General features: G+C 53.4%; 16 protein-coding genes. 5 read left to right on the forward strand and 11 right to left on the reverse strand.

Annotation, left to right across the window (positions count from 1 at the left end; genetic code table 11):
* Positions 1–502: 502 nt before the first annotated feature.
* The 4 genes from petA (at position 503) to BJF95_RS13000 (ending at position 3,950) form a co-directional block, all read left to right on the forward strand.
* Positions 503–1,105, forward strand: coding sequence for a ubiquinol-cytochrome c reductase iron-sulfur subunit (gene petA / locus BJF95_RS12985; RefSeq protein ID WP_425348692.1), 603 nt, complete (start codon positions 503–505; stop codon positions 1,103–1,105).
* A 13-nt stretch (positions 1,106–1,118) separates the two neighbouring features.
* Entirely contained in the window at positions 1,119–2,387 is a 1,269-nt protein-coding gene (locus tag BJF95_RS12990) for a cytochrome b (RefSeq protein ID WP_075639865.1), read from the forward strand.
* A 26-nt stretch (positions 2,388–2,413) separates the two neighbouring features.
* Complete coding sequence (locus BJF95_RS12995; protein WP_075639866.1) at positions 2,414–3,286, forward strand: cytochrome c1; 873 nt, start codon at positions 2,414–2,416, stop codon at positions 3,284–3,286.
* A 121-nt stretch (positions 3,287–3,407) separates the two neighbouring features.
* Complete coding sequence (locus BJF95_RS13000; RefSeq protein WP_075639867.1) at positions 3,408–3,950, forward strand: adenine phosphoribosyltransferase; 543 nt, start codon at positions 3,408–3,410, stop codon at positions 3,948–3,950.
* A gap of 97 nt (positions 3,951–4,047) precedes the next feature.
* Here BJF95_RS13000 and BJF95_RS13005 read toward each other — a convergent pair whose 3' ends face one another.
* From BJF95_RS13005 to ychF, 7 genes are all read right to left on the reverse strand, one after another.
* Positions 4,048–4,659, reverse strand: a complete 612-nt coding sequence (locus BJF95_RS13005; protein ID WP_075639868.1) for a LysE family translocator — start codon at positions 4,657–4,659, stop codon at positions 4,048–4,050.
* 82 nt (positions 4,660–4,741) lie between these two features.
* Positions 4,742–5,539: an AraC family transcriptional regulator gene (locus tag BJF95_RS13010; RefSeq protein ID WP_075639869.1), complete on the reverse strand. Its 798-nt coding sequence runs from the start codon at positions 5,537–5,539 to the stop codon at positions 4,742–4,744.
* Between the two features lie 2 nt (positions 5,540–5,541).
* Positions 5,542–6,021, reverse strand: coding sequence for a glutathione peroxidase (locus tag BJF95_RS13015; RefSeq protein WP_075639870.1), 480 nt, complete (start codon positions 6,019–6,021; stop codon positions 5,542–5,544).
* Between the two features lies 1 nt (position 6,022).
* Entirely contained in the window at positions 6,023–6,502 is a 480-nt protein-coding gene (locus tag BJF95_RS13020; protein WP_075639871.1) for a MaoC family dehydratase, read from the reverse strand.
* The gene (locus BJF95_RS13025) at positions 6,499–6,963 is read right to left on the reverse strand and encodes a MaoC family dehydratase (protein WP_075639872.1); all 465 of its coding nucleotides are present in this window, start codon (positions 6,961–6,963) and stop codon (positions 6,499–6,501) included. Before BJF95_RS13025 ends, BJF95_RS13020 begins: the two co-directional genes overlap by 4 nt.
* 138 nt (positions 6,964–7,101) lie before the next feature.
* Entirely contained in the window at positions 7,102–8,595 is a 1,494-nt protein-coding gene (locus BJF95_RS13030) for a hypothetical protein (RefSeq protein WP_139317484.1), read from the reverse strand.
* A 255-nt stretch (positions 8,596–8,850) separates the two neighbouring features.
* Entirely contained in the window at positions 8,851–9,954 is a 1,104-nt protein-coding gene (gene ychF / locus BJF95_RS13035) for a redox-regulated ATPase YchF (RefSeq protein WP_075639874.1), read from the reverse strand.
* 140 nt (positions 9,955–10,094) lie between these two features.
* On the opposite strand from ychF, the gene clpS reads away from it, so the two are divergent.
* Positions 10,095–10,406, forward strand: a complete 312-nt coding sequence (clpS, locus tag BJF95_RS13040; RefSeq protein ID WP_075639875.1) for an ATP-dependent Clp protease adapter ClpS — start codon at positions 10,095–10,097, stop codon at positions 10,404–10,406.
* Between the two features lie 54 nt (positions 10,407–10,460).
* On the opposite strand, the gene BJF95_RS13045 is transcribed toward clpS, so the two are convergent.
* The 4 genes from BJF95_RS13045 to BJF95_RS13060 all read right to left on the reverse strand — a co-directional run bounded on the left by BJF95_RS13045 (position 10,461) and on the right by BJF95_RS13060 (position 13,144).
* Positions 10,461–11,024: a YcxB family protein gene (locus BJF95_RS13045; protein WP_075639876.1), complete on the reverse strand. Its 564-nt coding sequence runs from the start codon at positions 11,022–11,024 to the stop codon at positions 10,461–10,463.
* A gap of 61 nt (positions 11,025–11,085) precedes the next feature.
* The gene (locus BJF95_RS13050; RefSeq protein WP_075639877.1) at positions 11,086–11,538 is read right to left on the reverse strand and encodes a GNAT family N-acetyltransferase; all 453 of its coding nucleotides are present in this window, start codon (positions 11,536–11,538) and stop codon (positions 11,086–11,088) included.
* 1 nt (position 11,539) lies between these two features.
* Positions 11,540–12,253, reverse strand: a complete 714-nt coding sequence (pth, locus tag BJF95_RS13055; protein ID WP_075639878.1) for an aminoacyl-tRNA hydrolase — start codon at positions 12,251–12,253, stop codon at positions 11,540–11,542.
* A 114-nt stretch (positions 12,254–12,367) separates the two neighbouring features.
* A complete protein-coding gene (locus tag BJF95_RS13060; protein WP_083638806.1) occupies positions 12,368–13,144 on the reverse strand; it encodes a substrate-binding periplasmic protein in 777 nt (258 codons plus the stop codon).
* Positions 13,145–13,192 lie beyond the last annotated feature (48 nt).

Genomic DNA, 13,192 nt, shown 5'->3' on the forward strand with positions numbered 1-13,192 from the left:
CCACTTTTCCCTGGCAAACGCTCTCGGGCGGCACCATGGTGAAAAAATCTTTGCAGTGCAATAGTCATATATGCACTGCGGTATACTTGACATTTTTCAAACAGTCTTTGCAGAGAAAACCGGCAAAAAATGGTGATTTGGGTGCTCCTCTCAATTGATAATCGGCAAACCCCTGCAATTAAAAGGGAAATTTTATATCCTAAAACTCTAACTTTTTCCGCGACATGTTGCCTCCTTTGCGGTTGAAGACTGGACAGATTTCACCGGTGTGCTTAGAAATTGACTTATGGGCGGTGAATCTATGGCGGCTTTGTGGCACATTGATTTTTCGCTGGGGGGCGCTGCTGCTTCTCACTGCATTGTGAACACTCACGAGAGAGAGTTTTCCCGGCGCAGGTGCTGAGCAGCAGATGGTACGTGAATGAGCGTTTTTTGCGGGTCGGTCTTGGCGCGCGGCGCTCAAACGGTTTGTCGCAAGTGTTGCGAAGAGGATGGTTTGACCGTGAGCGAACACAATACACATAGTGAGAGCATGGCCGGGGTTGGTGGTGAAGGCGGGGGCGAACCCACACGCCGTGATTTCCTCTACCTCACAACGGGCATGGCAGGTGCGGTGGGTGCCGTTGCTGTTGCCTGGCCTTTTATTGATCAGATGCGGCCTGATGCCTCAACCTTGGCGCTTGCCTCGATTGAGGTGGACGTGTCGGCGCTTCAGCCCGGCATGTCGTTGACGGTCAAGTGGCGGGGCAAGCCGGTGTTTATCCGTAACCGCACGGATAAGGAAGTGGAGGAGGCCAAGGGCGTGCCCATGGCCCAGCTGAAAGATCCGCTATCGCGCAATGCCAATCTGGCAGACGGCGCAACTGCAAGCGATCTGGACCGTTCTGCTGGCAAGGGCAAGGAAAACTGGATTGTCATGATCGGGTCTTGCACCCATCTGGGTTGCGTGCCTTTGGGGCAGGCGGGTGAATATGGCGGGTGGTTCTGTCCCTGCCATGGCTCGGTTTATGATACCGCGGGCCGCATTCGCAAAGGTCCGGCACCGGAAAACCTGCATATTCCAAATTATGCATTCGTGACCGATTCTGTCATCAAAATCGGCTGAGGGGGAGATATTTATGAGTGGGCATTCCAGTTACCAGCCTTCATCCGGGCTGACACGATGGATCGATCAGCGCTTGCCATTGCCGCGCCTCGTTTACGATAGTTTTGTTGCTTTTCCCGTGCCGCGCAACCTCAACTACGCCTATACGTTCGGGGCGATGTTGTCGGTCATGTTGATTGTGCAGATTTTGACCGGCGTGGTTTTGGCCATGCACTATGCCGCCGATACGACTGTTGCGTTCAACTCGGTCGAAAAAATCGCCCGTGATGTCAATCACGGTTGGCTGTTGCGCTATATGCATGCCAATGGCGCATCCTTTTTCTTCATTGCCGTCTATCTGCATATTGGCCGCGGCCTCTACTATGGCTCCTACAAGGCGCCGCGCGAAATTCTCTGGATGCTCGGCGTGGTCATCTTCCTTTTGATGATGGCAACTGCCTTCATGGGCTATGTTCTGCCCTGGGGTCAGATGTCATTCTGGGGGGCCACGGTTATCACCGGATTCTTCTCGGCCTTTCCCTGGGTTGGCGAGTGGATTCAAACCTTCCTTCTCGGCGGCTTTGCGGTGGATCAACCCACTTTGAACCGCTTCTTCTCGCTGCATTACCTGCTGCCCTTCATGATCGCCGGTGTTGTGATCCTGCATATCTGGGCCTTGCATGTCACCGGCCAGACCAACCCGACCGGCGTTGAAATCAAGCACAAGACCGACACGGTGCCGTTTACGCCTTACGCCACCCTCAAGGATGCGTTTGGTGTCTCGATCTTCCTGATCGCCTATGCTTGGTTTGTGTTCTACATGCCAAACTTCCTAGGCCATCCTGATAACTACATCATGGCAGACCCCTTGAAGACACCGGCACATATCGTGCCTGAATGGTACTTCCTGCCATTTTACGCCATGCTGCGCGCCATCACCTTCAACATCCTGTTCATCGATTCCAAACTCGGTGGCGTGTTGGTGATGTTTGGTGCCATCATCGTGTTGTTCTTCCTGCCCTGGCTGGATACATCCAAGGTACGCTCGGCGGTGTATCGCCCTTGGTACAAGCTGTTTTTCTGGCTGTTTGCGGCAGATTGCATGCTGCTGGGCTGGCTTGGCTCGCGTCAGCCAACCGACACCTACACCTTGATGGCACAGTTTGGCACGCTCTACTATTTTGGCTTCTTCCTGGTGATCATGCCTCTGCTGGGTCTGTTTGAAACGCCACGGCGCGTGCCAAACTCGATCACGGAAGCTGTTCTGGAAAAGAATGCCAAATCGGCAAAGGCAGCCGTTTGATACGGGCTCAGGAGAGGATTAATTTTATGAAAAAGCTTGTTTCAAGCCTCCTGTGTCTAGTCTTTGCAACAGGTCTTGGCCTGTCGGCAGCCATCGCACAGGAACATGCGGAAGGCGAAACCCCGCATTATCCGCTGCATAAGCCCCGCAATCAGGAATGGAGCTTTGCCGGTCCGTTTGGCAAATACGACAAAGGCCAGCTCCAGCGTGGATTGAAGGTCTATAAGGAAGTGTGCTCTGCCTGCCACTCGATGAACCTTGTGGCGTTTAGAACACTGGGAGATCTGGGCTATTCGGACGCGCAGGTGAAAGCCTTTGCTGCCGAATATGAAGTGCAGGATGGCCCCAACGCCTCAGGCGATATGTATACCCGCAAGGCAGTGCCATCGGACCACTTTCCTTCGCCATTCCCCAACCATGAGGCCGCTGCTGCGGCCAACAATGGCGCGGCCCCGCCAGATATGTCGCTGCTGGCCAAGGCACGCGGTATTGAACGTGGGTTTCCGACCTTTCTCTTTGATATTTTTACCCAATATCAAGAGGGTGGACCGGATTACATCTACTCGCTGCTGACCGGCTATCAGGAGCCGCCAGCCGGGGTTGAGGTGGCGCAAGGCACCCATTATAACCCATACTTCGCCAATGCTGCGGCATTGGCCATGGCTCCGCCTCTTGCGAAGACAGAGCAAGGTAAGGGGGGACAGGTAACCTATGACGACGGTACCCCTGAGACTTTGGACCAGTATGCCAAGGACGTCTCAGCCTTTTTGATGTGGGCTGCAGAGCCGCATCTGGAAGAGCGCAAGCGCACCGGCTTTATGGTGTTGGTGTTTCTGCTGATCTTTGCCGGTTTGATTTACCTGACCAAGAAGTCGGTTTACGCCAACAAGCCACATTGATGATTTGGCCATTAAAAGGTTCTGGAAAGGCGGCTCTTTAGCCGCCTTTTTTTGTTGGGGCGGCTCGTTAATCTTGATAGAGTCCCCTGTAACTAGAAAATCCGTAGACCCGGAACTGACAATGACAAAATTTTCCCAGGAGCTTTCCGATACCATCCGCTCCATTCAGGATTATCCCAAGCCCGGCATTATCTTTCGCGACATCACCACACTGTTGGGCAATCCGCGCGCCTTTCGCCGCGCCGTGGATGAGTTGGTGCAACCCTATGCTGGCTTGAAGATCGACAAGATCGCTGGTATGGAAGCGCGTGGCTTTATCCTTGGTGGCGCTGTGGCGCACCAGCTCTCGGCGGGCTTTGTGCCAATCCGCAAAAAGGGCAAGCTTCCGCACGATACGGTCAGCATTGCCTATAGCCTCGAGTATGGTCTGGACGAGATGGAAATGCATGTGGATGCCGTGCAGCCCGGCGAAAAGGTCATTCTGGTCGATGATCTGATTGCCACGGGCGGCACAGCCGTGGGTGCCGTGCAGCTCTTGCGCCAGATCGGTGCGGACGTTGTGTCTGCATGCTTCGTGATTGATCTGCCCGATCTGGGTGGCCGCAAGAAGCTGGAAGCGCTCGGCGTGGATGTGCGCACGCTGGTGGAGTTTTCCGGCCATTGACCTGGATGTGAGCTTTCAGGAGGGTGTCCATTCGGAAAAACAAGGATAAAGCGCGGATCTGCTGAATCCAATAAAATGCGCCGCGCTTTGGTGGATTTCAGCGGCTGGAGAACGCGAGTTTTATGCTCATGAGTAAAAATGCCGCTGAAAATCCTTGAAATATCCGCTTCATCACGTTTGGCTTTGTGAAAACATATCGGCGTAAGCTTGCAGCAAGCGACCCGTAAATAGCAAAGACGATGAATGTTAGCGTCATGAAGATCATGGAGTGGATAGCAAAGAGCCTGAGGGGTGTTTGATCATCGACGGGAACGAATTGCGGTAAAAAGGCAAGGAAAAACAGCGATAGTTTCGGGTTGAGCAGATTTATCAGTACAGCTCTTACAATGATGTCACCCGATTTTTCTCGCTGATGTCCGTCGTGTTCAAGGCTTATTGTGCCGCCGCTCCAAAGGCTCAGGGCCATGTAAAGCAGGTAGATAACCCCCGCTATTTTTAAAAGTTGAAACAGGGTTTCATGGGTTGCAAGCAGTGCTGTGAGGCCGAGGCTTGCGGCCAGCATATGAGGCAAAATGCCAAGTGTGCAGCCGAAGGCGGCAACAACCGCACTTTTTGTGCCGCCTGATAGTGCCTTCGAGAGGGTGTAAATCACACCGGTGCCCGGCGTGGCGACAATGATCAACGATGTCACGAAAAAGTCTGGCGTCATGGAAAGAAGGCCCTCTGGTTGGTGTCCTCCCTTCTTACGCGTGGCCTTACGGGTTCATCTTGAATGAAATTGCAGAACGCACTCAGACGCGAAATGTTGCAGGGGTCATACCGTATCGCCGTTTGAATTCTCGCGTCATGTGGCTTTGATCAGCGTAGCCACAGGCTGCGGCAACATCCGCTAAACTGTCTCCGGATGTGATGAGACGGCGCGCGCGATTGGCTCTCTCTTGCAGAATGAAAGCGTGCGGGGTTAGCCCGGTAAACGTTCGAAATGCACGTAATGTTTGAAATGGGCTTGCATTGGCAACTTTTGCCAACTCTGTCAGCGATGGATTGTGCATGATGTTGTCGCAGATCATCTGATGCACACGTGCCATTGCAACATCGTATTTCTCGCTGGAATGCTTACCCTTCGCTGAAATCAAAGGCGTGAGCAATTCAAGCATGGCCTCCTCAAGCGCCAACAGCGAAGTGGGATACACGCCTTCTGTTGCCGCCTGAAATGTCGCATGAAACTGCTGTGCCCGAACGTGGTTGGTGAAAACGGGTTGCTCGAATTCAACCTGTCCAACTATCCCCATCTCTTGCTGAACAGACGAAATGAGGGTCGGCTCAATATAGAGCATCCGCCATCCGCGATTGCTTCGTCCAACGGGAGCGCCATCATGCACTTCGCCCGGATTGACGGTAATGATGTCTCCCGGTTCCGACGCGACCTGGCCGCGGCCAGATGCCGAGATTTGACTTCCGCTCAGCATAACTCCGATACCGAACTCATCGTGGCTATGAAGCGGGAAAACATGCGCGCTACTGGCCGTCACGGCGCGCACAAGAGGATCAACAGTTGGTAGCGACTGAAAATCCCGTTCCTGCCCCATGTTTAGCCTCTTACGGCCTTGGCAATATCATCCTCAATCTCTTCGGGCTTGGTAATGGGGGCGAAACGCGCAAGCGGTGTTCCGTCACGGCCAATCAGGAATTTGGTGAAATTCCATTTGATCGCTTCGGTGCCAAGAATGCCGGGCACTTCGTGGGTGAGATATTTGTAAAGCGGATGAGCGCCGTCACCGTTGACCTCTACCTTGGAAAACATCGGGAAGGACACTTTGAAATTCGTGTCGCAAAAGCTGGCGATTTCGGCTTCGCTGCCGGGCTCCTGCGCGCCAAACTGATTGCAGGGAAAGCCAAGCACCACGAGGTCATCCTTGAAGCGCTTTTGCAGTGCCTCCAGCCCCGCATATTGTGGCGTGAGCCCGCAGGCGCTGGCTGTGTTGACAATCAGCAGCAGTTTTCCCGAAAATTCGGCCAGTTTCCGCTCCCGGCCGGTAATATCCCTGGCTGAAAAGTCATGAACATTCATGTCATTCTCCTGTATCGGTAAACTCTAGCACATTGCTGGTAAAGCGCAGAACCGGCTCGCCTTTTTGGTTGAAGCCTTCTGCAATGCTGCTGTTCAGCCGCCAGCCGGGGCGCGATTTCAGCCCGCGACCGCCAGAGGCGGTCAGGCTATAGGTGATGTCATCACCCGCGTAGACCGGCTTTAACCAGATCAGATCCTGGAACCCGGGCGAGGGGCCGAGTGTGGGTGGGGTTTTGCCCTCTTTGCGCAGCGTTGTGACGGTTTCATTCCAATAATCGAAAAAGGTGCGCATCCAGCCTGCGCAGGTATGCCAGCCTGAGGCGCAAAGCCCGCCAAACACAAAATCCTTTGCCGCTTCTGCATCAACGTGAAAGGGTTGCGGGTCGAATTTTTTGGCAAAGCGCATGATGTCTTCCGCCGAAAAATGCCGGGTGCCAAGGATGATCTTTTGCTCCAGCGGAAAAATATCGAGCATCGTCATTGGGCGGCTCCTGGCAACTGGCGCATCCGCACCATAGCAGCGTTACGGGCGTTGAGAACAATATCGCCATTCTGATTCATCAAGGTATGGCGAGTTGTGATCACGCCAATGCCCGGGCGCGAGCGCAAGGGGCGCATTTCTTCCACGGTCGTGCGCCCGCTGAGAGTGTCACCGGCCATCACCGGCTTTTTCCATTCGACAAACTCGATGCCTGGTGCGCCTTCGCCATGGCTTTTCAGCACGTAGGCATCAATCATCATCCGCATCATCAACGCTGACGTATGCCACCCGGAGGCTGCCAGCCCGCCAAGCAGGCTGGCTTTGCCTGCCTCCTCGCTCAAATGCATGGGCTGCGGATCAAATTCTGCGGCAAATTCGATGATTTCTTCTGCGCTCACCGGAATGGGACCCAACTGGATCTCCTGTCCGACCGCAAAATCCTCATAAAATAGCTTATCCATCGTGTCGCGTTTCCTCCCGCTTAGCTCAGGCGCGCAGTACGCATTCCTCTTTGGTTGCTGTGCGCCATCCCATCTTCTTTGTATCCGAGTTTTTGCACCTGCGTACAGGGCGCAGGTGCAAAGATTTTTCTCACATCCTCATTGTTTTGGGGCCGGAGGAGCGATGGGTTGTTGTGGGGCGGAGGGGAGCTGGAATTCGTGGCCATTTATTTTGATCTGTCCGGCGCTATCACTTTCCACATGCCAGAGGTTATCGCCATTGCTGTCCGTCTTGGCAAAGCCTTTGGCCATCATCATAAAGAACGCAGCCTGTCCCAGCTTGGGCTCTTCTTTGGCATGAGACGAGAGATATTCGATTGTCTTGTCCAAACCCTTGGCGCGGATGGTGACATCGGCCTGCGGCTTGTCCGGTCCGCTAATGGCGATGATGGTCTTGCCGGTGACCGTTACGTCATAGAGAGATGATACGGCATGGCTGCCGTCATAGGTGAGCGTCAGGGTGTTGTCGGGGAAAAATTGACGGCGAATCTCGGCTGTCTGTGGCGGTGTCAGCGGATGCCCCGGCGTAAAATCAACATTTTCCATCATGTAAACAACGCCATTTTGCGTATTGATGCCGCTGGCCGCGACATTGATATGAAGATCATCCGGGATGAGGGCAGTAAACGTTGGCGGCAACATGCCGGGTGGCAGTTTTAGGCCCGCAAGATCCAGCCCAATCGAATAGCTGGCGTCGTTTCGAATGCCATTGGCGTTTACGTCCAACCCGTAGCTTTTGACGCCAAATGTGGCACCGTTTGTATTGATCTGAACATCGCGATAGACAATGTTTTGCGAGATATTTTCAAACAACGGGAAACTGCCGCGAAACAGCGTTTTCAAGCGTTCCTTGTCGTCCAGTCTGATGTGCTTGTTGGGCACATTCTGAAGCAGAAGCGACGCCATTTCCTGAATAGCCTGCATGGAAAGACCGGTTATGTTGCCTTCTCCCGCGCCGGAGGCCGCCTGAAACAACGTGCTGGGCTTGTTCGCCGGGTTCATTGTTTGCGAGTAATCCTTGATCGCCATGGTGTTTTTGATGTTGAGCGTGTTGTTGTCACCTTTTTCGCCGCTCAAGCTATAATCCAGCGAACCAAAACCGATATCGAAGGATTGAGCCGGATTTTTCGAGGTGATGCGCGCATTTTTGGCGTTGAAAGTCGCCGATTTGGCATAGCGTAGGGCGGGATCAAAAATGCCGTTATATTGATAGGACGCAATGGCATATTCGAGATCTGTTGGCCCCTGCGGTGATTGGAATTGTGCTTTGACATCAAGATTGGATTGCTGGTCCAACTGCCACAGCCCATCATCCGTTGGTCGCAGACGATAGACCCACGGCGTCAGCCCGGAAATTTTCACGTCCTTCTTCTTGTCGAGAGAGAACAATTCCATCGGATCGACGGTCACCTGATAGGCGTCGCCTTTTGCCTGTACGGTGATTGCGCCCGCCGGGATCATGCCCTTGGGCAGGATGGATGTGAGATTGGTTTCAATCTGTTTTGCCTGTTCCGGCGTAATCTCGCTGGCGTGAGCGGCTCCGCCCATGAGCGCAGCAACAATAAACATGGACCGTATCGGCAGTTGGGACATGGAGTTCCTCTTTATCACTCAGTTGGCAAAATGGATTGAAATGTCGCAGTGATATTGGGCGCTTGCCTCCATTTTTAAAGGAGAGGCCATCACTTATTTCGCTGTCATTGCTTGCATTTGCTGCATCAACCCTATCTCCAAAATATCCTTTGGCAAGATCGCATCCTCTGATGCTTTTTGGCTGAACAGGCCCGCGCAACAAAAAAGGAGGCTGTTGCCAGCCTCCTTTTGTAAAACATCTCGAGTATGATTTGATCAGGTGTTGAAACGGAAATGGATGACGTCGCCGTCATGCACCACATATTCCTTGCCTTCGTCGCGCGCCTTGCCAGCTTCCTTGGCGGGCACTTCGCCGCCCAGCGTGATGTAATCATCATAAGCGATGGTGAAGGCACGGATAAAGCCGCGCTCGAAATCGGTGTGGATCACGCCAGCCGCTGCCGGAGCCTTGGTGCCGCGACGAATGGTCCAGGCGCGGGTTTCCTTGGGGCCAACGGTGAAATAGGTGATCAGGTCGAGCAGGTGGTAACCAGCACGAATCAAACGGTCGAGACCGGCTTCTTCCAAACCGAGAGCCGAGAGGAATTCCTTGGCTTCTTCGTCAGGCAATTGCGCCACTTCGGCTTCAATCGCGGCCGAAATAATCACGGTTTCGGCCCCTTGCGCAGCAGCCATGGCCTGTACGGCCTTGGTATGCTCGTTGCCGCTGACGGCATCGGCCTCGGCGACGTTGCAGACGTAAAGCACCGGATGGGAGGTTAGCAGATTGAGGCTTTTGAGGATCTCGCGCTCTTCAGCATCGACGGTCTTGAGCAGCAGACGGGCAGGCTTGCCATCTTGTAACAGTTTGAGTGCGGCTTCCATGATCGGCAATTGTGCCATGGAGTCCTTGTCCTTGGAGGTGGCGCGCTTGCGGGTCTGCTCGGTGCGGCGCTCCAGGCTTTCAAGGTCGGCCAGCATCAACTCGGTTTCAATGGTATCGGCATCGCCAACCGGATTGATGCGACCTTCAACATGGGTGATATCATCGTCTTCAAAGCAGCGCAGCACATGCACCACCGCATCCACTTCGCGGATGTTGGCCAAAAACTTGTTGCCGAGACCTTCACCCTTGGATGCACCGCGCACCAGGCCGGCAATGTCCACAAAGGAAATGCGGGTCGGGATAAGCTCCTTGGAGCCAGCAACTTTGGCCAGCTTTTCCATACGCACATCCGGCACAGCCACTTCGCCGGTGTTTGGCTCAATGGTGCAGAACGGATAGTTGGCAGCCTGAGCTGCCGCTGTTCTGGTGAGCGCGTTGAAGAGGGTGGACTTGCCAACATTCGGCAGGCCAACGATACCGCATTTAAAGCCCATGGGTGTTTTCCGTGGTTTAATTGAAATCTGTTGTCTTGCCTATGGGGGAATGGATGCCTGTGGTCAAGGCTTTGGTGCCGGTTGAAGCCGTCGGCATTTCGCATTATGCTATTTTCATTCGTTGCTGACGGGAGTTGCCAGTGCCTCGTAAAGACATTGCCCTCAAGCCAAAACAGCAAACCAAGCTGCAGCTGCAAAAGCCAAAGCTCTATAAAGTCATTCTCAATAATGACGATTACACACCGCGCGAATTTGTGACCATTGTGCTGAAAGCGGTGTTTCGTATGAGTGCTGACACCTCCCACCGCGTGATGATGACCGCCCATAAATTCGGCAAGGCCGTGGTGGTGGTCTGCACCAAGGATATTGCCGAGACCAAATCAACCGAGGCCAATGATCTGGCCAAGGAGGCGGATTTCCCGTTGCTGTTTACCACGGAGCCGGAAGAATAGTTCGAGGCGGAGTGCGGCCTTTTGGTCCCATGGTTTCTCTTCAGGTCGACCTTGTTAAATGGGCATGAGTTTGGAGTGCTTTATTCCGACATCCTGTAAATGGGCTTTGAAATTGTCTTGCTGGTGGGGTCTGAAAGCCCGTTTTGGCAGTGGGATGACAAGCTGAGGTCCATAAAACAATGTGATAATGTTTGCGTCTTCGCTCCACGCCTGGAAATCTTTCCACTCGTAGCGTTGGTGTCCGTTGTTATGGCGGATCGTCAGGGCTGTTTTATCCCACTCAGCGGTTAAGTTTAATTGAGCAAAAGGGGAGCGTTTGAAATTTCTGGCCGATGTACGTCGGCCAATCAATGTCAATAAAAGATAGGAAATAACTGCGAAGCTTATTGTGGCGGAGGCGTAGTAAAAAAATGTGAACGAATAGCTATTCCATCTGTTTGCATCTGTCGAGTTTGTTGAAAGATACAGGGCAAGGCACGCAAAAAATACTATGGCGATATAAAAATTTTTATGTGTTCTTCTGTGGTGGTCCATTCCACGGACGAATTCGTGATCCGTCAGTTTATAATGGATTTTACTCATTTCATGTTCTCTTGACGTTGTCTCTTCGGCTTCCATTTGATTTACTCTCCTGTCATCCCGAAGAAAAAGATTGAGCGGGTGTCGATTTTGTCAAGTCTCAGCCTCTGCGCACCTGAAAGCCGGTTTTGTTTTGCACAAAGCCGCAAGCCTCGTAAAATTGGTGAATGGCGGGATCTTGCCGTCCTGTGAGCAGCATGGCTTTGTAACAGCCAGCCTCCCACGCGGCTTGAATGGCATGGCAAACGGCAGCCTTTCCAAAGCCTTGGCCCCGATGGCTGGGCGCACTCACCACATTCTCAATCAGGGCATAAGGTCTGCCGCCGCGGGTGAGATTGGGAATGACGACAAGTGATGCGGTTGCAACCGGCACGTCCTCATCAAGCGCCATAAATATTGTCAGGCCGGGGTGGGTCAGAATGGCCGCGTATTTTTCGCGCACGAGATCAGCTTGCAACAGATCATCATCGCTGTTTAACGCGCTGTAGAGCGAAAGCAGACTTTCCAAATCGCTGTCTTTTGCAGGACGAATGCGGATCGGCGGCTTCAGCATGTCAGTCCTTCTTGGCACCAAACATTTTCTTCAGCATCTCGACCATTGGCCCCGTCTCGGGCAGTTTTTTCGGCTGGGCCGAATTGCGGGCCTGATGAACATGCGATTTGGCGGGCTTGGGGGCTTTCGGCTTTTCGTCTTCGACTTTTGCTCCAGTGGCCAATGCCAGCTTGTTCAGCAATTGGCTGTCTTCGCCACGCACCAACATATCGGCATTGTCGGCCAGTGCATTGAGAAGTGGATCAAGCCATTCGGCATCCAGCTTGCCAAAATCACCCAGCACATGGCCTTGCACGCGGGATTTATCGCCCGGATGGCCAATGCCAAGGCGCAGGCGGCGATAGTTCAGCCCGCAATGGGCATCGAGTGATTTGATGCCATTGTGGCCGCCATGGCCGCCGCCCAGCTTGATGCGGGCCTTGCCGGGCATCAAATCCAGCTCGTCATAAATCGCCACCAATTGCTCAGGCCCAAGCTTGTAGAAGCGCAGCGCTTCGCCAACCGATTCGCCAGACAGGTTCATAAAAGTCTGCGGCTTCATCAGCAGCACTTTTTCACCGGCCAAGGTGCCATCGGCAATCTCTGCCTTGAACTTCTTGCTCCAGGGCGAAAATCCGTGACGGCGGTGAATGGCGTCAAGCGCCATGAAGCCGATATTGTGGCGGTTTCCAGCATATTGAGAGCCTGGGTTTCCCAGTCCGGCAAGAACGATCATGGTGTGGTCCTGAAGCAATTTTAGACAGCACGTCGCGTTTCATTGTCCTCAATGAAATTGCGCCCGCTTTATGGGTTATCGCCACCAATGCGAGGACGTCGCTGTACCACGGATTTATGGGGAGATCATCAGGCCATAGCGTTTAAAAATCGCCTGCTGTTGACCATTGGCAATCAGCTTGTTCAGGCTCGCCTGCATTTTTTCGATCTGTGCATCGGGAACAGATTTGCTGCATGCCAGCGCAAAGATTTGCTCCGTCATAACAAACTGTTGCTCCAGTGGATGGCCGCGTCCGACCAGATCATGAAAGAATTTCTCGGACAAGGGAATGAGATCGATGCGTCCGATTTCCAGTTTTTTCAACGTCAGATCCAGGCTGGAGGCAAGATCAATCTCCTTGAAACCATTCTTCTCCAGAAAGGTCTGGGTATAGTCATCGCGTTGCGTGCCAACGCGATAGCGGCGCGCCTGTTCGAGATTGTCGACATGAATACCGGAGCCAACCTTGGCGGCGATGACGTTGCGATCCACCGCTAATGGCTCAACCCATTTGAACAGCGCGTTACGCTCTGGCGTGTGGGCGGTGGAAAAAACACAGGTGGGCGTGTTCAATTGCGCCATCGCATAGGCGCGCGCCCATGGCATCAACTCGACCGTGTAATGGATGCCGGCGTCTTTCATGATCAGCACCATTTGATCATAGCCAGCGCCCTTGTAAACGCCGTTCTCGACAAAATTATAGGGCGGATAATCCTCGGTGGTGAGTGTGATGCTGTTTTCGGCGCGAGCGGCGCTGACCCAGGCAAAAAGGCTGGCAAAAAGCACGATAAGCCATGCATTGCGCAGTTTGAAGGTCGCCGCAAGGTCTTCCAAGATAGATGCTCTGTTCATGGCTCTCTCGTGCTTTAACAATGAGATGGCGATACTGATACTGCGTGG

The organism is Rhizobium oryziradicis (assembly GCF_001939045.1).
Taxonomy (GTDB): domain Bacteria; phylum Pseudomonadota; class Alphaproteobacteria; order Rhizobiales; family Rhizobiaceae; genus Allorhizobium; species Allorhizobium oryziradicis.